Here is a 17,852-nt window from a genome sequence, read left to right as displayed (position 1 = left end):
AATTTCAACCTCCTAATTTCAACTGTAAAATAGGAACATTAAATTTTTATAAACTGACGCTAAAATTACTATAAAATCGCTTGAGTATTTGAACATATATTTTTATGCTTATGAATATGAAGGATGGGTAAAGTGAGGATGTAAATGATGTCTATTAAAACAAGGTTTTTATTTTCTTATATTGCTGTAATTCTCGTTTCTATTACGCTCATATTAGTCGCGGGATTTTTAATTGTTTTTTCGATAACAGGTGACTTGGAAGCAGTGAAAAATTTCTATAAAAGTTCTTACATTCAAAAGCCGCTTACACCAGAAGAAGAGAATGCCTATCTTGAATTAAAATTAGCGGCAAAGCAACATCAATCTCAATTATTAGATGAATCGTTCGTTTCATCGATTGAAAAAGAAGGCGTGAAAATAATTGTAAGAAAGGGAGAAAACATTTCTTATGCTACAAAGGGTTTTGAAAGTTCGACTTTAACAGAAGCCCTTCCGAAATTTGAAGCGGCAAATATTAATAGTCGTGGTACAACGGAACTAGGCGATACATTTTATCGATATGTAAAATTTGATTTTTATTTTCCAGAGAAAGAAGAAGGGAGTATATTTGTACTAAAAAAGCAAAGTTCATTTGTAGATCTTACACAAAAATTATTTCCAATCTTATTCGTATCGCTTTTACTACTAGCCATTTTACTCATTGGGTTATTAAGTTATCTCGTTTCAAGAAGTATAATAAAACCAATTTTTGTATTGAAAGGCGCAACAGAGAAAATTAAAGAAGGAAATTTAGATTTTCAAATGCCAGTTACATCGCACGATGAAATAGGTCAATTAAATCAAGGGTTTGAGGAAATGAGGAAGAAGTTAAAAGAATCGATTGAAGTACAAACGCAGTATGAAGAAAATCGAAAAGAACTTATTTCAAACATATCGCATGATTTAAAAACACCGATTACATCTATTATCGGATATGTAGAGGGAATAAAGGACGGGGTAGCAAATACGCCAGAAAAAATGGATAAGTATTTAACGACAATTCATACGAAGGCAAAACATATGGACACACTCATTGATGAGCTCTTTTTGTTTTCGAAGCTCGATTTGAATCGAGTTCCATTCCAATTTGAGACAGTTAAATTAAATACGTTTATGCAAGAATTAATAGAAGAGATGCAGATGGATTTAAGTGAAGAAGGTATAGAAGTTAACTTACAATTACATTCATCGCCATTATATGTAACGGCCGATTGCGAAAAGATAAATAGAGTTATATCAAATTTAATTCATAATAGTGTGAAGTACATGGATAAAGAAGAGAAGAAAATTACTGTAACAGTATCGAGTGATAACAATAAAGTTATTGTGAAAGTGATGGACAATGGATCAGGTATAGAATCTAATACGCTACCGTATATCTTTGAACGTTTTTATCGTGCAGAACAATCGCGGAATTCTAGCACAGGTGGAAGTGGACTTGGTTTAGCAATAGCGAAGCAAATTGTTGAAGAACATGGCGGGGAAATTTGGGCGGAAAGCGAGCTTGGTAAAGGCACAAGCATTTTCTTCTCATTGGAAAAAGTAGAGGAATGTGGTGAGTAAATTGAAAAGAATTTTACTAATAGAAGATGAAGTAAGTATTGCAGAATTACAGCGAGATTATTTAGAAATTAATGATTTCCAAGTTGATGTAGAGCATTCAGGAGAAACAGGTTTACAAATAGCCCTGCAAGAAGACTATGATTTAATTATTTTAGATATTATGCTCCCGAAAATGAACGGATTCGAAATTTGTAAACAAATACGTGCTGTAAAAGATATTCCGATTTTACTTGTTTCAGCAAAAAAAGAAGATATAGATAAAATTCGCGGACTCGGATTAGGAGCGGATGATTATATAACGAAACCGTTTAGCCCAAGCGAATTAGTCGCAAGAGTAAAAGCGCATATTGCTCGTTATGAAAGATTATCAGGAAATGTAAGTAAGCAACGTGATACGTTATATATTCACGGAATTTCTATCGATCAACGAGCGAGGAAAGTTTTTATAAACAATGAAGAAGTGGCATTTACAACGAAGGAATTTGATTTATTAACATTCTTTGTCACACATCCAAACCAAGTATTAAATAAAGAACAGTTATTTGAACGCATTTGGGGATTAGATTCCGCTGGTGATTTAGCCACTGTTGTCGTCCACATTAGAAAGCTACGTGAAAAAATTGAAAGAGACCCTGCCCACCCGCAATATATTGAAACAGTGTGGGGAGCTGGTTATCGTTTTAATGTGTAGGAAACCTGCCGAGTTATTGGTAGGTTTTTTTGTATGTGATCAAAAGGGGATAATAGGTAATTTATGTTAAAATATAAAGAGAGATAAAACATAGGAGAGTGTGAGAGGGCGTGCTACATTTTGGGGGATACATTAAAAGATAATAAATCAAACAAGGTTTTAAAGATTGTAACTAATATCGTACTTATCTTATTAATTATTGGTGCAATACAAATGTTTTATGATGAAGATTCTACGAATGATCATTTCGGCTGGTTATTTATGATGGTCTTTTTTGCAATTAAAATAATTTCTAGTTTTATGATAAGTTTAAAAGAAGGAGATAAAAAGTCAGTATTTATTGATTTAGGTTTAGTGATTTTTTCTGTTCTTTTTTTGGTTGTTACTAGTGTGAAATATTTCTTTTGAAAAAGCTCATAGTCTTATAGAGGCTGTGAGCTTTTTGTTGGAAAATTAGCTTGCGACCTTAACATACTATTTTAGAGTTCCTTGTTGCAATGATTTATAAAATGTTTGAGTAGTAGAAGTAAACTGAGCAGCCTCTTCTAAAAAAGGATAATGGTTGCTGTTTTCAAATGGAATGAAGATAGAATTACGTATCCCATCATGCATCTCGATAGAATACTGAATTGGGCACTGTACATCATATCTTCCGCATATAATAAGTGTCTTTGTTTGGATGGAAGGTAAATACTCTCTTAAATCAAATGAAGGATATTCATTGGCGAAAGCGTTCATCCGGCTAGCGGACATTGTTTTTACAATTGATTTAAAAAAATAAGAGTTGTAGTTTTCTGGTTTATACAATGATAATTTTGTTCTCTTAGTAGATAGTTCTTTCCGTTCTTCACTTGTAAGGTGAAGGCTTTTTAAGTTTTCGATGAGCTCTTGCATATAATGAAATTGTGAATGTTCGGGATGATAAATGCAAAATGGTGTTTCGGTATAGTTACTTGCTGCAGCTCCTGCTACGACTAATGATTGTAAGGGATTTGGATATGTAATCGCATATAAAAGTCCAAGCATACCACCTGTTGAATGACCAGCGAAATGCCATGTTGGAAGTTGTAATGCTTCTCGTATTGCTTCTAAGTCGTGGATTGTTTCAATCATGCTTAATTCGTTTTCTGACTGGGCGGTTACAGAGCGACCAGTATCTCGTAAATTAATGAGAAATACACGATGCGTAGCAGTAAAAACATCTGCAAAGTAATCACCAGTTTCATTAAATTGTGAATAGTGATGTGTAATACAAAGCGATTCGCCATCTCCTTTTGTAAAGAGTTCAAATGTACCACGTTTCGTGTGGATCATTTGTCGTTTCCACATAATATCACTACCTTTTCTCATAAAAGTTGGGCCAGGCTGTTATGAAATGAAAATATATCAGCGATTATTAGAATATATCGACTTACCGACAGAAACCGACAACAAATAAAAGGAGGCTATTCAAAAACGAGCCTCCTTTTCGTTTAGTACAAAGATTTTGTCATATTATTCCGAATAATTTCAAGGGATTTCGCTACAGTTAATGCATTTTTTTCTTCAATTTCTGGTTTACGGGGGATAGGTTTATACATGTTGTCTGGATCTTCCCATGTGAGGGGAAGTTCTGTTTCTGCTTGTCCTTTCCAAGCTTCAATCCATTCTGGAGGGAGATAACCTGAGATGTTTTGGATGTTGTTCATTTCGAGCCAAATGAGCGCCCAAGCTCTTGGTACGACACGCCAATGGTCATAGCCGCCACCGCCGACAGCGATCCAGCGACCGTCGCAATATTCATTAGCAATTTCACGAGCGAGCTTCGGTATTTCGCGGTAAATATTCATGGTCGCACAAAGGTGTGTAAGTGGGTCGTAGTAATGTGCGTCAGCACCATTTTGCGTTAAAATAATATCCGGTTTAAAGTATGCTGCAACTTCTTTTACAACAGTTCGATATGACTCTAAGAACGATTCATCTTCTGTAAAAGCATCGAGTGGAACGTTGAAAGAATAACTATAGCCATTGCCTTGTCCGCGTTCATTTACAGCGCCAGTTCCAGGGAATAAATAACGCCCAGTTTCATGTAATGAAATAGTGCATACGTTAGGATCGTCGTAAAAAGACCACTGAACACCATCACCGTGATGAGCGTCTGTATCAATATATAAGACGCGTAAACCGTATTTCTTTTGAATATATTTCATTGCGATAGAACTGTCGTTATAAATACAAAAGCCAGATGCTTTACCACGGAAGCCATGATGTAAGCCGCCTCCTAAGTTAAGCGCGTGTTTTACTTTTCCGGAAAGAACAGCATCGACAGCTGTTAATGTACCACCAACGAGCAATGCGCTTGCTTCGTGCATATTTGGGAACATCGGTGTATCTTCTGTTCCAAGTCCATATGTCATCGCAATTGATTTTTCTAACTTTCCTTCTCCAGCACGTTTTACCGCATTTATGTACTCCTCTGTATGAACGTAGGCAATTTCTTCATCTGTAGCCATCCGTGGTGAGATGATTTGGGAAGGAGAGATGAAACCGCCCTTTTGTAATAAATCATACGTAAGTGTGATGCGCAGTTGGTTAAAAGGATGATCAGGGCTAAATGAATAGCCCCGAAAGTCATCCGAATAAATAAACGCGCTACTCATGATTGCATCCCCATGATGTTCGGCCATAATACGCGGTAGCCTTCTGCTTCAAGTGCATCAATCACTTTTAGAGGATTCATCGTTTGAATGCGGAAAACGAGTACTTTATCATTCTCATCTTTTGCTGGGTAGACGAGAACGCTCACGATATTTATTTGTAAGTCACTAAAAATAGCAACGACTTTTCCAAGAATACCAGGTTCGTTTTTTACTTGAATTTCAATTTGTGAACTTGGTTGATGTGCCCCTGTTAATTTCACTAACGTGTGCAGTACTGTAGATTCAGAAATGATTCCAACTAACTTTCCAGCCTTTGTAACAGGAAGACAGCCAATTTTATTTTCAAAAAATAAAGTAGCAATTTCCTCAACGAAATCGAGAGGATGGCAAGTCATAACAGGATGTTTCATAATAAGTTCAAGCGGTTGCTGTAGCATATCGAGTGAAACTTGTTCATCTAGAATAGACGGACTTGCATCTCTTACATCCCGATCAGAAATAATGCCTACGACGTGATTATTTTGATCGACAATTGGAATGTGCCGAATGCCTTTCGTGCGAATCGTTCGGATTGCTGTTTCGATTGTATCGTTTGGATGTAGTGTAACTACATTTTGATTCATAATTTCTTCTACAATCATTCCAGTTGCCCCCTTTATTAATACATAAAACGATTGTGAAAACGTAGACGATCAAAAGCTTGAATAGAATCCGTATCAACGCGTTTACCGATGCGGACCATTAAACAGTTGGCGGGATGTGAACAAATTTCAGGATCGTCTGTAGCCATCCATTGTAACCCGCCGGCATTCATCATCTTTTCCATTACTTTTCGGTATTCCCACACATTCAATCCTGTTTGTTTCAAATCCCAGTGCCAATAATATTCAGTCGTCAATATAATGTAATCTTCCATATAATCGTCCATCATAGAAACCTCTAGTAAGTTCTTTCCGACAGAACTCCCGCGGAAGGCTGGGACTACTTCAATTGCCCCAAGCTCAATTAAGTTTTCCATTTTTCCTTCTGACCATCGTTCAAGTGGATCAGGATACAAGTATGTAACATATCCAACAATTGTTTGGTCATGTCTAGCAATAATGAGACGAGCTTCTGGTAATTTAGAAATTTCGACAATTGCTTTATATTGTTGCTCGGCAGGACGAAACGCAATTAAGTCTGGATGGAATTCATACATTTCAAGATTATGTGTAGAGACAGGACCTTCAATAATTAAAGTGCCTTTCGCTGTTTTTAAGTTTCTAGCATTGTATATTTTTTTATGAATCAATGTATTGCTCACCACCTTGAGGGTTTGTGAATCTATTAATATCGTACTTTATAATATATGCGATGTGAATCGAATTTTGTCATTAAAAATTTGTCTAAAAATCAACAAATATACTGAAAATTTTAAATAATATCATTATAATAGATAATAGAATACATAGGAGGGGGATGTAAAGTATGAAAGTAGAAACGCTTCCTGTCATTAAAGGAGAAAATAATTTGCCGAATTATGATGAGGCATACGCGAATTTTAACTGGGAAGAGGTTAATAAAAACTTTACTTGGAATGAAACAGGCCGAGTAAATATGGCGTATGAGGCAATTGATAAGCATGCGAAATCCGATCGAAAGAATAAAGTAGCTCTTTATTATCAAGATGGATCGCGAAAAGAGAAATATACATTTAAGGAAATGAAGGATTTTTCTAATAAAGCAGGAAATGTCCTGAAAAATTATGGCGATGTAGAAAAAGGCGATCGCGTTTTTATTTTTATGCCACGTTCTCCAGAATTATATTTCGCACTTTTAGGTGCAGTGAAATTAGGAGCAATTGTTGGACCGTTATTTGAAGCATTTATGGAAGGTGCGGTTCGCGATCGTTTAGAAGATAGTGAAGCGAAGGTGTTAATTACAACGCCTGAGTTATTAGAGCGTGTACCATTAAATGATTTACCTGCTTTAAAAACAGTTTTCCTTGTTGGGGATAATGTAGAAGAAGGCGGTAAAACGGTAGCGTTCAATCCTTTATTTGAACAAGCTTCAAAAGAATTACATATTGAATGGTTAGGCCGTGAAGATGGTTTAATTCTTCACTATACGTCTGGTTCTACTGGTAAGCCAAAAGGTGTGCTTCATGCGCAAAACGCAATGGTTCAGCACTATCAAACGGCGAAATGGGTATTAGATTTAAAAGAAGACGATGTATATTGGTGTACTGCTGACCCGGGCTGGGTAACTGGAACAGCTTATGGTATTTTCGCACCGTGGTTAGTTGGAGCGTCAAATGTTATTTTAGGTGGGCGATTTAGTCCGGAAGCTTGGTATGAAGCACTGCAAGATTACGGTGTAACAGTTTGGTATAGTGCACCGACAGCGTTCCGTATGTTAATGGGAGCTGGACAAGACGCAATTAAAAAATATGACTTATCACAAGTTCGTCACGTATTAAGCGTTGGTGAGCCGTTAAATCCAGAAGTAATTCGCTGGGGTATGAATGCATTTGGACTTCGTATTCATGATACGTGGTGGATGACAGAAACAGGTGGACAAGTTATTTGTAACTACCCTTGTATGGAAATCCGTCCAGGTTCAATGGGTAAACCAATTCCAGGTGTAAAAGCAGCGATTGTTGATAATGAAGGAAATGAAGTTCCTCCATACACAATGGGTAACTTAGCAATTGCGAAAGGTTGGCCATCTATGATGCGTGCAATCTGGAATAACCAGCAAAAGTATGAATCTTATTTCATGCCGGGAGATTGGTACGTATCAGGTGACTCTGCCTATATGGATGAAGATGGATACTTCTGGTTCCAAGGACGTATTGACGATGTAATTATGACGTCAGGTGAGCGCGTTGGTCCGTTTGAAGTAGAAAGTAAATTAATCGAGCATGCTGCTGTTGCAGAAGCAGGTGTAATTGGTATTCCTGATCCAGTGCGTGGCGAAATTATTAAAGCATTTATCGCACTTCGAGCAGGATACGAACCATCTGATGAATTAAAAGAAGAAATTCGTCAATTTGTAAAGAAAGGCCTAGCAGCTCATGCAGCGCCACGACAAATTGAATTTAGAGATAAATTACCGAAAACGAGAAGTGGTAAAATTATGCGCCGCGTATTAAAAGCGTGGGAGCTGAATTTACCAACAGGTGACTTATCAACGATGGAAGATTAAGAGAGGAAGGTCTGAACGAAAAATGTTCAGGCCTTTTTTATGTTATCATTAACTTATATATATAAGTTAATGGGGGTAGTATGATGAAAACAGAAAAAGAAAAGATGATACTAGGAGAAATGTACATACCGGCTGATCCAGTTTTAGTACAAGAAAGAGAGCAAGCACGTATATTAACGAGAAAATTAAATGATACGCCAGAAGAGCAATTAAAAGAGCGTAGCGAAATCGTAAAAGAATTATTTGGAACGACTGGAGATAACATTCATCTTGAATCTTCTTTTAGATGTGATTACGGTTATAACATTCACGTTGGCGAAAATTTTTACGCGAACTTTGACTGTACCATTTTAGACGTATGCCCGGTGACAATCGGAGTGAATTGTATGTTAGCTCCAGGTGTTCACATTTATACAGCAACACACCCGCTTGATCCAGTAGAGCGCATAAGCGGATCAGAATACGGAAAACCAGTCACAATTGGCGATAACGTATGGATTGGCGGGAGAGCGATTATTAATCCAGGTGTCACAATTGGAGACAATGCGGTTATCGCATCTGGCACCGTTGTAACGAAAGATGTGCCTAATAATGTAGTAGTTGGCGGAAATCCTGCAAAGATTATTAAAAAACTAAAATAATATTTGAACGAAGTGCCTTCCTCGTCTGTATACATTTATGAAACAATAGATAAGGGAGGCTTTTTTATGTCTAATAAATTACTTCTTGCTTTTGCTTTACTTGGAATTATAGTCGTATTTTCTTGTGGTTTGCTATTACCGATGCCAATCGGATTTAAAGTTTCAATGATTACAGCTGGCGTTATGATGATTGTTATGTTTTCAATCATTATTCCGTTTGATAGAAAACATATAGTACGGAAAAAAGGATATAAAATTGATTTTACAAAAACAAAAGTGTACTTTCGCTGGAATGTATTTGATACGATTTCAGCTTGTCTGGCAGTGTATGCATGTATATGTGTGCAAGTATTAAATATTTTAGTTTCAACCGGACAGACAATTCAAAACCCGTATGTTCAATTTTTTACGAATCAATCGCAAGTATGGATTATTGTTGCTAGTTGCTATTTAATTTCCCGTATTTCATTAACGTTAAAAGGAATAAAGGAGATCAAAAATCATGGCGCAGATTGGGATTGAGGAGGAGCTCATGCTTGCGTATCAAAGTGGAGATAAACAAGCGGGAGAAAGACTATATATTTTAATCAAACCAGCGCTATACACATTTTTATATCGATTTAACCGAGATGAACAATTGAGTATCGACCTCGTGCAAGATACGTTTTTGACGCTAGAGCGTAAGAAACATATGTATGAACCTGAAAAGGGCAAAATAAAAACGTATTTATTTCAAATTGGTTATCGCCTTATGATTAATAAATTAAATAGGAGAAAAAAGTGGCGTACGCTTTTGCCATTTTTAGTGCCGATTCCGGAAAAAGAATTTTCTCACGAAGATCGGCTCACAGTAAGAGAAGCAATTTTGAAAGTTCCAGAAGAGCAAAGAGCGGTCCTAATCCTTTCTTATTATCATGATATGCAGCAAAAAGAAATTGCAGAGATATTAAACATTCCGATTGGAACAGTGAAGTCGAGACTTCATAACGGAATAAAGAAATTGAAACAATTGCTGGAGGTGGACGAAATTGAGCGAAAATCCCTTTAAGAGTGAATATAAGTTACAGCAACATTTAGATAGTGATCATGTAGAAATACCAGACTTTCCAAAAACGGTAAGTCGCTTCGATCGATTAATCGGATTTCTTGGTTCCCCGGCGAAAGATCCTGTGGAGGCGACGATTGGCAATGATTTATCGGTTGTATTTCATGTGTCGTTATTAGTTGGGGTTCCAATTCTTTCTCTTATTACGATACTCTTTATGGCGTTGTAAAGGATTGGAAAGAAGAGAAATCCGGCCCTTATTTGACACGCCTATATAAATGATGGTATAAAGAAAAGTATATGAATAATTGAGCGTGGAAAGGGAGAAGTAGTGATCATTTCCCTGTTTTAGAGAGCTGATGGCCGGTGCAAATCAGCACATAGATGATCGCGAATTACGCCCCTAGAGCATCTTTTTTCGATTGAATTGTATTCAAAAGGGAAAAGACGGTGCTAAGCCGTTATGTAAATAAGGTGGTAGGCTTTTTTGCCTGCAACTAGGGTGGTAACGCGATAATCAAAATCGTCCCTTATTTGAAGGGGCGATTTTTTTATGTTTTCAACCTTCACGCCAGTAATGAACTTAAAGGAGAGTATGTAGGATATGGGTATTTTACAAGATCTTGAATTTCGCGGTCTAATTAATCAGCAAACAGATGCTGAGGGCCTTGAGCAATTATTAGAAAAAGAAAGCGTTAAATTATACTGTGGTTTCGACCCGACAGCGGATAGCTTACACATCGGTCATATGTTACCAGTATTAATGTTACGTCGTTTCCAATTAGCTGGTCACCAACCAATCGCACTTGTTGGCGGTGGTACTGGTATGATCGGTGACCCAAGTGGTAAAAAAGCAGAGCGTACATTAAACACGAAAGATACAGTTGCTTACTACACAGAAAGCATTAAAAACCAACTTTCAAACTTCTTAGAGTTCGAAAACGTGGACAACCCAGCAACGATGGCTAATAACTATGATTGGCTTGGTAACTTAGATGTTATTTCATTCTTACGTGATATCGGTAAAAACTTCGGTTTAAACTATATGTTAGCAAAAGATACAGTAGCATCTCGTTTAGATACTGGTATTTCATTCACTGAGTTTAGTTACATGATTTTACAATCATACGACTTCTTAAACTTATACCAAAACCATAATTGCCGCTTGCAAATCGGTGGTAGTGACCAATGGGGTAACATTACAGCTGGTCTGGAATTAATCCGTAAATCAGAAGAAGATGCGAAAGCATTCGGTTTAACAATTCCACTAGTTACGAAATCTGACGGTACGAAGTTTGGTAAAACAGAAGGCGGCGCAATTTGGTTAGACCCAGAGAAAACAACTCCTTACGAGTTCTACCAATTCTGGATTAACACAGATGACCGCGACGTTGTTAAATACTTAAAATACTTCACATTCTTATCTCATGAAGAAATTCTTGAGCTTGAAAAGCAAGTAGCTGAAGCACCAGAAAAACGTGCAGCACAAAAAGCATTAGGTTCTGAAATGACAAAACTTGTTCACGGCGAAGAAGCATTAGAGCAAGCGATTAAAATTTCAGCTGCATTATTTAGCGGTTCTGTAGCAGAACTAACTGCAAGCGAAATCGAACAAGGATTCAAAGACGTACCATCTGTAGAACGTACTGCAGAAGATACAGTATTAATCGACTTACTTGTAGAAAGCAAAATCTCTCCATCAAAACGTCAAGCACGTGAAGATGTAACGAACGGCGCAATCTACGTAAACGGTGAGCGTACACAAGCATTAGACTACGTTGTAACAGAAAACGACCGCATCGAAGGTAAATTCACAATCATTCGCCGCGGTAAGAAGAAATATTTCTTAATTCGTTACTAATAAATAAAAAGCTTTGAGGAATTTCCTCAAAGCTTTTTTGTTTTAATCTCCTTTTCGAGTTCATACGGAAATCACATGTAAGCGGTATGATAAACGTATAACAATTAGAAAGGAGTGGTAAAACGAAATGTCACTAGAAGCGTTGATTATTTTTTCTTTGCTAAATGCGGGTCAACTTGCAGAGAATTCGAAGGTTGATATACATAAAGAGCAGAAAGATGCTTATGTATATGTTCAAAAAGAGGAAAATAAATAACTTTATTTTATATATAAACTTCAAAAGCCAATCCATTGGATTGGCTTTTTGTCAGGTTGTTGGAAAAAGAGCGTACATTTTTCTCTTTTAAACATTAGCTAAAATTTGATCATAGCACGAAGTAATAAGTGCTTCCAGATCTTTTAAGTCATTAACGTTATCAATAAAAATTCTACTCACTCCCTGTGATTTTGGGGCTTGTTCAACCACAAAATTAGGGCATAGCTGTTTAGTAGCTTCTAAATCGAGTCTTACAACTAAGGATTTTGCATCGCCATCAAGGAAGAGACGTATAAACCATTTTGTAATTACACGATTCATGATACAAAAATAACTAATAGTATCTTTATATTTGAGGTTACTGATATCTCTTTGATTCTCAGTTAAAATCTCTTTAACAATGTTAAATGCGGTTAGTTCATTTTCTGTAGTGAAAACTCTATCTGCTTTGTCGTCTTTATTAATGTCTTCAATTATTTCGGTAGAAGCAGCTGCAACTAGGCTTGTTTCTATTTTCTCCGATGTTTTTGTTTCTTTTGGTGTTAAACCATCACTGATTATTTCTAATAGTGTTCGATTAATTGCTTTTTTAACGATTGGTCGGAATCGCTCTAAAACGTTATTTGTAATTCTAGTTGAGCTAAAGTCTCTAATTAGAAAACGAAGGAAGTCATCTGAAGGATTTTTAAATAGTTCTTTAATTGTAGAGTTTAAATTGGTCATATAAATAAGCTCTTCAGCATATTTTACGATTTCTTCAGCTTCAAAATTTTCTTTTGTAAAAGTTTCAATCGTTTCAATATCTAAATTCGTTAAATTATCCATACTGAATGTGAAGAAAGGTTTTTCATCCATCACATTGTCATTTGTTAAATCAGTATAAAACTTGTATTCTACACCATTAGTTAGTACCCCTACTTTGATATCAGGTAAGGCATTGAAATATCTAGATAGTTGCGCATCGTGTTTAAGGAGATTTTCTGTTACAGATTTTGCCTCGATTAAAATAATTGGAACTCCATTTTTAAAAACCGCATAATCGACTTTTTCTCCCTTCTTAGTTCCGAAGTCTGCAACATACTCAGGTCTAACTTCTAAAGGATTAAAAACGTCATAACCTAGTTTTTGAAGAAAAGGAATAATTAATGATTGCTTGGTCATTTCTTCATTAGTTATGTACTCTGTTCGTTCTAAAATTTGGTTAGCTATTTTGTTTATGTCATTTCTGAATTCCATATCAATGTCTCCTCGTTATAAAGTTTAAAAATCTTTAATATTATTGTTATTCCGTGAAAATTCATAATATAACAGAGTTCTTTATGGAAACAGGGAGGTTATTCTTTTTGTTTTAGATGGGAGTATAGGGTATTGGGATTTTTATGTTATGTAGGATATAAAAAATAATGGGGAATTGAAAAAAGCCAATCCACAGGATTGGCTTTTTGTCATTAACGAGAGTAGAACTCTACGATTAATGCTTCGTTGATTTCAGCTGGTAACTCAGCACGCTCAGCGTGGCGAGTGTAAGTAGCTTCTAATTTGTCAGCATCGAAAGTTAAGTATTCTGGTACGAAGTTGTTAACTTCGATCGCTTCTTTAACAACAACAAGGCTGTTAGATTTTTCGCGAACGCTGATAGTTTGGTTAGGTTTTACACGGTAAGATGGGATATCTACGCGAGCGCCATCAACCATGATGTGACCGTGGTTTACTAATTGGCGAGCTGCACGACGAGTGCGAGCTAAGCCCATACGGTAAACTAAGTTGTCAAGACGAGCTTCAAGAAGGATCATGAAGTTTTCGCCGTGCTTACCAGGCATTTTACCTGCTTGGTCAAATGTGCGACGGAATTGACGCTCAGTCATGCCGTACATGTGACGAAGTTTTTGTTTCTCTTGTAATTGTAAACCGTATTCTGAAAGTTTCTTACGTTGGTTAGGACCGTGAGGACCTGGTGCGTAAGGGCGTTTTTCTAATTCTTTTCCTGTGCCGCTTAGAGAGATTCCAAGACGACGAGACAGTTTCCAAGCTGGACCTGTATAACGAGCCATAGTTGACTCCTCCTTTAAAAATGTTTTTATTTACGTAAAATAAAAACAGACGTAATCGATATTTACGGGCATTTTGTTTTCATGTACCTTCGCTCCAGCAGCAGGGAGTTACGAGATACACCTCCGTAGAGGAACAAAATACAAACGATAAACTCACATTACAAGGCTGCCTTTTTATTTTACACAAACGCTATTATATCTTTTACCCAGAGTTTCGTCAAGTGAGTACGTTTTTGTTTTATGCATATAAATTTTGGAAATTAATATAAGAAGGAATTTAAAACAATATAAAAGAAGAGATAGAAACACAAATAAAACGCTTACATAAAATGTAGTAAAAACGTTCATCAGTTTTTTACTGGTGAATATGCGGTAATAAAAACATAAAGGGGATGTTTTTATGAAAAAGAAGCATATGGAGACAGCGTTAATTCATCACGGTTATACACCTGAGGAACATAAAGGAAGTTTAACACCACCTTTATTTCAAACCTCTACGTTTACATTTGAGACTGCGCAGCAAGGAGAGGCGAGTTTTGCAGGATTGGATCCATCTTATATTTACTCAAGGCTTGGAAATCCGACTGTGAAATTATTTGAAGAACGTATGGCGGTGTTAGAAGGAGGAGAAGAAGCACTTGCCTTCGGATCTGGTATGGCAGCTATTTCAGCAACTTTAATCGGTTTTTTAAAGGCTGGAGATCATATTATTTGTTCAAATGGATTATATGGGTGTACGTACGGTTTTTTAGAAGTGTTAGAAGAAAAATTTATGATTACGCATTCGTTTTGTGAGATGGAGACAGAGGTTGATATTGAAAATAAAATTCGTCCAAATACAAAGCTTATTTTCGTTGAAACACCGATTAATCCAACAATGAAATTAATCGATTTAAAACAAGTTATTCAGGTTGCGAAGCAAAATGGTTTACTTGTCATTGTTGATAATACGTTTTGTTCACCTTATTTACAAAGACCGCTTGAGCTTGGCTGTGACGCTGTTGTGCATAGTGCGACAAAATATATTGGTGGTCATGGCGACGTTGTGGCGGGTGTAACGATTTGTAAAACGAAAGCGTTAGCTGAAAAAATTCGCCCGATGCGAAAAGATATCGGCGGCATTATGGCGCCGTTTGATGCGTGGTTATTATTACGCGGATTAAAGACGTTAGCGGTAAGAATGGATCGTCATTGTGATAATGCAGAAAAAATTGTATCGTTCTTAAGAAAACATGATGCGGTAGAAGGTGTTTGGTATCCAGAAGGGGAGTTAGCATCTCGTCAAATGAAACGCGGGGGCGGCGTTATTTCTTTTTCAGTAAAAGGTGGAAAAGAAGAGACGCAAGCATTTATTAATGATCTGCACTTTATTACAATTGCGGTGAGTTTAGGAGATACAGAAACGTTAATTCAGCATCCAGCAACGATGACGCACGCTGCGATTCCGGCTGAACTAAGAAAAGAAATGGGCATTTTCGATAATTTAATACGCTTATCAGTTGGTTTAGAATCGTGGGAGGATATCGTTTCTGATTTAGAGCAGGCATTAAAGAAAATATCTACTGTTAATCAATAAAAAAAGAGTGAGCTATCGGTTTTGTACAGGACGTACTAAATCGATAACTCACTCTTTTCTTTTTACATATGTTTTAGGAGTGTTTCCACAAACTTTTCTAAATAGCGCTGATCTACTTCATCAAAACGATTCTTTTCAGGACTATCAATGTCAAGTACACCAATGACAGCTCCTTCTTTCACAATCGGTACAACGATTTCTGAATTAGAAGCACTATCGCAAGCGATGTGACCTGGGAATTGGTGAACGTCCGCTACAAGCTGCGTTGTTTTCGTTTCAGCTGCTACGCCGCAAACGCCTCGTCCAAATGGAATGCGTACGCAAGCAGGCATTCCTTGGAACGGTCCAAGGACAAGCTGATTTCCTTCTGTTACGTAAAAGCCAACCCAATTAACGCGATCTAAAAATTGGTTTAATAATGCGGATGCATTTGATAAGTTTGCGACTACGTTTGATTCGCCAGTTAATAACGCATCCAGTTGTTTAATTACTGTCTCATATTGCTGCACGCGAGATCCTGCATAACTTTCTTTAGTAAACATGGAAACAGCTCCTTTTTTATCGAGATGTGTAAAATATTAGCAAAATACGATGTATTTCACATGACTTTGTCGATAGAAAATTAAAGGAATTTGTCTTAAAAGTCAAGAAATTTAAACTATAGCTGTTCATTGAGAGGAAGTGAGCGCATGAAGCAGACGAAACAAAAAGTAATTGATGCGGCAATATCGTTGTTTAATACGAAAGGTTATGATGGAACGTCGGTGCGAGACATTGCAAAGCGAGCGGATGTGAATGTAGCGAATATTTCATATTATTTTGCTGGGAAGCAAGGTTTATTAGAACAGCTTATTACCGATTTTTTAGAAGGGTATATTCATGTGATTGAAATTTCGTTTGAACAGAGAGAGTATTTGTCGGCTAAAGATGTGATGGTGCAAATGGTGCGTGGGATGTTACGATATCAATTTGAAAATAGAGAACTAACACGTTTCTTCTACCGAGAGCTTTCGCTTGATACGACATTAATTCGTGAAGTGATGACCGTTTATTTTTCTAAAGAAAGATATTATATAGAGCAAGTTATTAGACAAGGACAAATGAAACAAGAATTTCAGAAAGTATCATTTACAATGTTTATGACGCAATTAAAAGGCATGATAAATATGCCGTTTTTATATCCACAATATATATCAGAAGTACTGCATTCTTTCCCGTCTGAGACATTTTTCATAGAAATATACACGAAAGAGATTGAGCAATGGATGGAACAAGCATTATGTAAAGCAAATATGTACCATGAATGGCCAAGAGCTGTTCATATGTGAAGAATCCCCACCTAACGAACTGAGGTGGGGATTTTTATGTTTACTTTTCTTTGCCATAAATTGTTACATAATAGCGCGATAATTGTTAATGCAGCTCCAGCAATTTCGATTTTATCGACTGTATAACCTCGAAAGATAGAACCAATCAGTGCAAGGATAGGGACTAAATTCATAAATAATATGCCGTTAATAGATGAAATATAGCGATTTCCCATATTCCAGCAAAATACAGCGATAACTCCTGCGATAATCGACATATAAAGGAGCTCAAAACGAACGCTAACAACTGTACGCAGTGACGGCATAGTAACTATATTTGTGTACGTTAAGAAAGTAACAATAACGATGAGTGAAATGGAGCCAAATAAACAAGTTAATGTCGTATATCGAAGTGGTGACCAAGATTGAAAACGAGCACCCCCGTTTGTATAAATGACCCAGCAAGTAACACCGCATAGCATTAATATATTTGTCGATAAGTGACTTGCAGCTCCAAATAATAAGTGAATATTTCCTTTTGAAATGACAAGCATAACACCGAGTAATGCAACGAACATACAAAGAAATGTGTAGTTTTGAGGGCGACGATTTTTCGTTATCCATTGCAGTGATAAGGCGATTAGAGGCATAAGGGACTGAATCATAGCTGCATGAATTGCTCCGGAAGGTCCAGCAAGCTGTTGTCCGTAGAAAACGAGAAAACCATATCCTGCGAAACCGACTGTCCCGTAAAAGAACAGAGAAAGTGTTCTTTTTTCTAAGCGGAGTGAAGTCTTCCCTTCAGTAATTAATAGCAAAATAAGAAAAATAATAGCTGCTGATCCATAGCGAATCGTTGTGAAGAAGAACGGATCGATAAATTGCAGGGCATTTGCCATTACAGGAAACATAAATCCCCAGGCAGTGACGGCGAGTAAGCATAGAAAGGATCCGATTAGCATTTGTTTTTTGTTCAAGAGTATCTTTCCCCTTTACA

Annotated in this window: 20 protein-coding genes and 1 other annotated feature; of the genes, 12 read left to right on the top strand and 8 right to left on the bottom strand. The window is 36.8% G+C overall.

Annotated elements, in window-relative coordinates; genetic code table 11:
* The first annotated feature begins 147 nt into the window (after positions 1 to 147).
* From AC241_RS23130 to AC241_RS23120, 3 genes are all read left to right on the top strand, one after another.
* Positions 148 to 1,602 (top strand): sensor histidine kinase, encoded by a 1,455-nt coding sequence (locus tag AC241_RS23130; protein WP_050844587.1) that lies wholly within the window; start codon positions 148 to 150, stop codon positions 1,600 to 1,602.
* Position 1,603: 1 nt separating this feature from the next.
* Positions 1,604 to 2,293, top strand: coding sequence for a response regulator transcription factor (locus AC241_RS23125; RefSeq protein ID WP_003280338.1), 690 nt, complete (start codon positions 1,604 to 1,606; stop codon positions 2,291 to 2,293).
* A gap of 120 nt (positions 2,294 to 2,413) precedes the next feature.
* Positions 2,414 to 2,701, top strand: a complete 288-nt coding sequence (locus AC241_RS23120; RefSeq protein ID WP_000502928.1) for a hypothetical protein — start codon at positions 2,414 to 2,416, stop codon at positions 2,699 to 2,701.
* Between the two features lie 66 nt (positions 2,702 to 2,767).
* Here the strand turns inward: AC241_RS23120 and AC241_RS23115 are convergent, their stop codons facing one another.
* The 4 genes from AC241_RS23115 to acuA all read right to left on the bottom strand — a co-directional run bounded on the left by AC241_RS23115 (position 2,768) and on the right by acuA (position 6,223).
* On the bottom strand, positions 2,768 to 3,643 hold the full coding sequence (locus AC241_RS23115; protein WP_141542549.1) for an alpha/beta fold hydrolase: 876 nt from the start codon (positions 3,641 to 3,643) through the stop codon (positions 2,768 to 2,770).
* A 122-nt stretch (positions 3,644 to 3,765) separates the two neighbouring features.
* The gene (gene acuC / locus AC241_RS23110; RefSeq protein WP_080990846.1) at positions 3,766 to 4,932 is read right to left on the bottom strand and encodes an acetoin utilization protein AcuC; all 1,167 of its coding nucleotides are present in this window, start codon (positions 4,930 to 4,932) and stop codon (positions 3,766 to 3,768) included.
* A complete protein-coding gene (locus tag AC241_RS23105) occupies positions 4,929 to 5,573 on the bottom strand; it encodes an acetoin utilization AcuB family protein (RefSeq protein WP_016080058.1) in 645 nt (214 codons plus the stop codon). The genes acuC and AC241_RS23105 overlap by 4 nt, the downstream gene beginning before the upstream one ends.
* 17 nt (positions 5,574 to 5,590) lie before the next feature.
* Positions 5,591 to 6,223, bottom strand: a complete 633-nt coding sequence (acuA, locus tag AC241_RS23100; RefSeq protein WP_000581388.1) for an acetoin utilization protein acetyltransferase AcuA — start codon at positions 6,221 to 6,223, stop codon at positions 5,591 to 5,593.
* A gap of 176 nt (positions 6,224 to 6,399) precedes the next feature.
* Here acuA and acsA point away from each other — a divergent pair, with 176 nt between their 5' ends.
* From acsA to AC241_RS23065, 7 genes are all read left to right on the top strand, one after another.
* Entirely contained in the window at positions 6,400 to 8,118 is a 1,719-nt protein-coding gene (acsA, locus tag AC241_RS23095; RefSeq protein WP_000862047.1) for an acetate--CoA ligase, read from the top strand.
* 80 nt (positions 8,119 to 8,198) lie between these two features.
* On the top strand, positions 8,199 to 8,759 hold the full coding sequence (locus AC241_RS23090) for a maltose acetyltransferase domain-containing protein (protein WP_050844584.1): 561 nt from the start codon (positions 8,199 to 8,201) through the stop codon (positions 8,757 to 8,759).
* Positions 8,760 to 8,825: 66 nt separating this feature from the next.
* Positions 8,826 to 9,281: a hypothetical protein gene (locus tag AC241_RS23085; RefSeq protein WP_029443421.1), complete on the top strand. Its 456-nt coding sequence runs from the start codon at positions 8,826 to 8,828 to the stop codon at positions 9,279 to 9,281.
* Positions 9,262 to 9,807: an RNA polymerase sigma factor gene (locus AC241_RS23080; RefSeq protein WP_043935393.1), complete on the top strand. Its 546-nt coding sequence runs from the start codon at positions 9,262 to 9,264 to the stop codon at positions 9,805 to 9,807. Before AC241_RS23085 ends, AC241_RS23080 begins: the two co-directional genes overlap by 20 nt.
* A complete protein-coding gene (locus tag AC241_RS23075) occupies positions 9,788 to 10,033 on the top strand; it encodes a hypothetical protein (RefSeq protein WP_029443419.1) in 246 nt (81 codons plus the stop codon). The genes AC241_RS23080 and AC241_RS23075 overlap by 20 nt, the downstream gene beginning before the upstream one ends.
* Positions 10,034 to 10,110: 77 nt before the next feature.
* Positions 10,111 to 10,338 (top strand) — a binding site (T-box leader).
* 70 nt (positions 10,339 to 10,408) lie between these two features.
* Positions 10,409 to 11,665 carry a tyrosine--tRNA ligase gene (tyrS, locus tag AC241_RS23070; RefSeq protein WP_000512075.1) on the top strand — a complete coding sequence of 419 codons (1,257 nt, stop codon included), beginning with the start codon at positions 10,409 to 10,411 and terminating at the stop codon, positions 11,663 to 11,665.
* Positions 11,666 to 11,792: 127 nt separating this feature from the next.
* The gene (locus AC241_RS23065; protein ID WP_000050940.1) at positions 11,793 to 11,921 is read left to right on the top strand and encodes a hypothetical protein; all 129 of its coding nucleotides are present in this window, start codon (positions 11,793 to 11,795) and stop codon (positions 11,919 to 11,921) included.
* Positions 11,922 to 12,008: 87 nt separating this feature from the next.
* Here the strand turns inward: AC241_RS23065 and AC241_RS23060 are convergent, their stop codons facing one another.
* Both AC241_RS23060 and rpsD read right to left on the bottom strand, forming a co-directional pair.
* Positions 12,009 to 13,157 carry a type I restriction endonuclease gene (locus AC241_RS23060; RefSeq protein ID WP_050844583.1) on the bottom strand — a complete coding sequence of 383 codons (1,149 nt, stop codon included), beginning with the start codon at positions 13,155 to 13,157 and terminating at the stop codon, positions 12,009 to 12,011.
* A gap of 212 nt (positions 13,158 to 13,369) precedes the next feature.
* Positions 13,370 to 13,972 (bottom strand): 30S ribosomal protein S4, encoded by a 603-nt coding sequence (rpsD, locus tag AC241_RS23055; protein ID WP_000135320.1) that lies wholly within the window; start codon positions 13,970 to 13,972, stop codon positions 13,370 to 13,372.
* Between the two features lie 400 nt (positions 13,973 to 14,372).
* Here rpsD and megL point away from each other — a divergent pair, with 400 nt between their 5' ends.
* The gene (gene megL / locus AC241_RS23050; protein ID WP_029443417.1) at positions 14,373 to 15,548 is read left to right on the top strand and encodes a methionine gamma-lyase; all 1,176 of its coding nucleotides are present in this window, start codon (positions 14,373 to 14,375) and stop codon (positions 15,546 to 15,548) included.
* Between the two features lie 62 nt (positions 15,549 to 15,610).
* Here megL and AC241_RS23045 read toward each other — a convergent pair whose 3' ends face one another.
* Complete coding sequence (locus AC241_RS23045) at positions 15,611 to 16,090, bottom strand: GAF domain-containing protein (protein WP_000494340.1); 480 nt, start codon at positions 16,088 to 16,090, stop codon at positions 15,611 to 15,613.
* A gap of 147 nt (positions 16,091 to 16,237) precedes the next feature.
* On the opposite strand from AC241_RS23045, the gene refZ reads away from it, so the two are divergent.
* On the top strand, positions 16,238 to 16,876 hold the full coding sequence (refZ, locus tag AC241_RS23040; RefSeq protein ID WP_050844582.1) for a forespore capture DNA-binding protein RefZ: 639 nt from the start codon (positions 16,238 to 16,240) through the stop codon (positions 16,874 to 16,876).
* Between the two features lie 11 nt (positions 16,877 to 16,887).
* Here the strand turns inward: refZ and AC241_RS23035 are convergent, their stop codons facing one another.
* Positions 16,888 to 17,832 carry a DMT family transporter gene (locus tag AC241_RS23035; protein ID WP_029443416.1) on the bottom strand — a complete coding sequence of 315 codons (945 nt, stop codon included), beginning with the start codon at positions 17,830 to 17,832 and terminating at the stop codon, positions 16,888 to 16,890.
* Positions 17,833 to 17,852: the final 20 nt, after the last annotated feature.

This window comes from Bacillus thuringiensis, assembly GCF_001182785.1.
GTDB lineage: Bacteria > Bacillota > Bacilli > Bacillales > Bacillaceae_G > Bacillus_A > Bacillus_A thuringiensis_S.
This window is presented reverse-complemented; position numbering and strand designations above follow the sequence as displayed.

What these genes read in the sequence shown, in the direction of transcription:
- AC241_RS23130 (WP_050844587.1), top strand. Translation starts at nt 148, where the DNA reads ATGTCTATTAAAACAAGGTTTTTATTTTCTTATATTGCTGTAATTCTC.
- AC241_RS23115 (WP_141542549.1), bottom strand. Translation starts at nt 3,643, where the DNA reads ATGAGAAAAGGTAGTGATATTATGTGGAAACGACAAATGATCCACACG.
- acuC (WP_080990846.1), bottom strand. Translation starts at nt 4,932, where the DNA reads ATGAGTAGCGCGTTTATTTATTCGGATGACTTTCGGGGCTATTCATTT.
- AC241_RS23105 (WP_016080058.1), bottom strand. Translation starts at nt 5,573, where the DNA reads ATGATTGTAGAAGAAATTATGAATCAAAATGTAGTTACACTACATCCA.
- acsA (WP_000862047.1), top strand. Translation starts at nt 6,400, where the DNA reads ATGAAAGTAGAAACGCTTCCTGTCATTAAAGGAGAAAATAATTTGCCG.
- AC241_RS23090 (WP_050844584.1), top strand. Translation starts at nt 8,199, where the DNA reads ATGATGAAAACAGAAAAAGAAAAGATGATACTAGGAGAAATGTACATA.
- AC241_RS23085 (WP_029443421.1), top strand. Translation starts at nt 8,826, where the DNA reads ATGTCTAATAAATTACTTCTTGCTTTTGCTTTACTTGGAATTATAGTC.
- AC241_RS23080 (WP_043935393.1), top strand. Translation starts at nt 9,262, where the DNA reads ATGGCGCAGATTGGGATTGAGGAGGAGCTCATGCTTGCGTATCAAAGT.
- tyrS (WP_000512075.1), top strand. Translation starts at nt 10,409, where the DNA reads ATGGGTATTTTACAAGATCTTGAATTTCGCGGTCTAATTAATCAGCAA.
- AC241_RS23065 (WP_000050940.1), top strand. Translation starts at nt 11,793, where the DNA reads ATGTCACTAGAAGCGTTGATTATTTTTTCTTTGCTAAATGCGGGTCAA.
- AC241_RS23060 (WP_050844583.1), bottom strand. Translation starts at nt 13,157, where the DNA reads ATGGAATTCAGAAATGACATAAACAAAATAGCTAACCAAATTTTAGAA.
- rpsD (WP_000135320.1), bottom strand. Translation starts at nt 13,972, where the DNA reads ATGGCTCGTTATACAGGTCCAGCTTGGAAACTGTCTCGTCGTCTTGGA.
- megL (WP_029443417.1), top strand. Translation starts at nt 14,373, where the DNA reads ATGAAAAAGAAGCATATGGAGACAGCGTTAATTCATCACGGTTATACA.
- AC241_RS23045 (WP_000494340.1), bottom strand. Translation starts at nt 16,090, where the DNA reads ATGTTTACTAAAGAAAGTTATGCAGGATCTCGCGTGCAGCAATATGAG.
- refZ (WP_050844582.1), top strand. Translation starts at nt 16,238, where the DNA reads ATGAAGCAGACGAAACAAAAAGTAATTGATGCGGCAATATCGTTGTTT.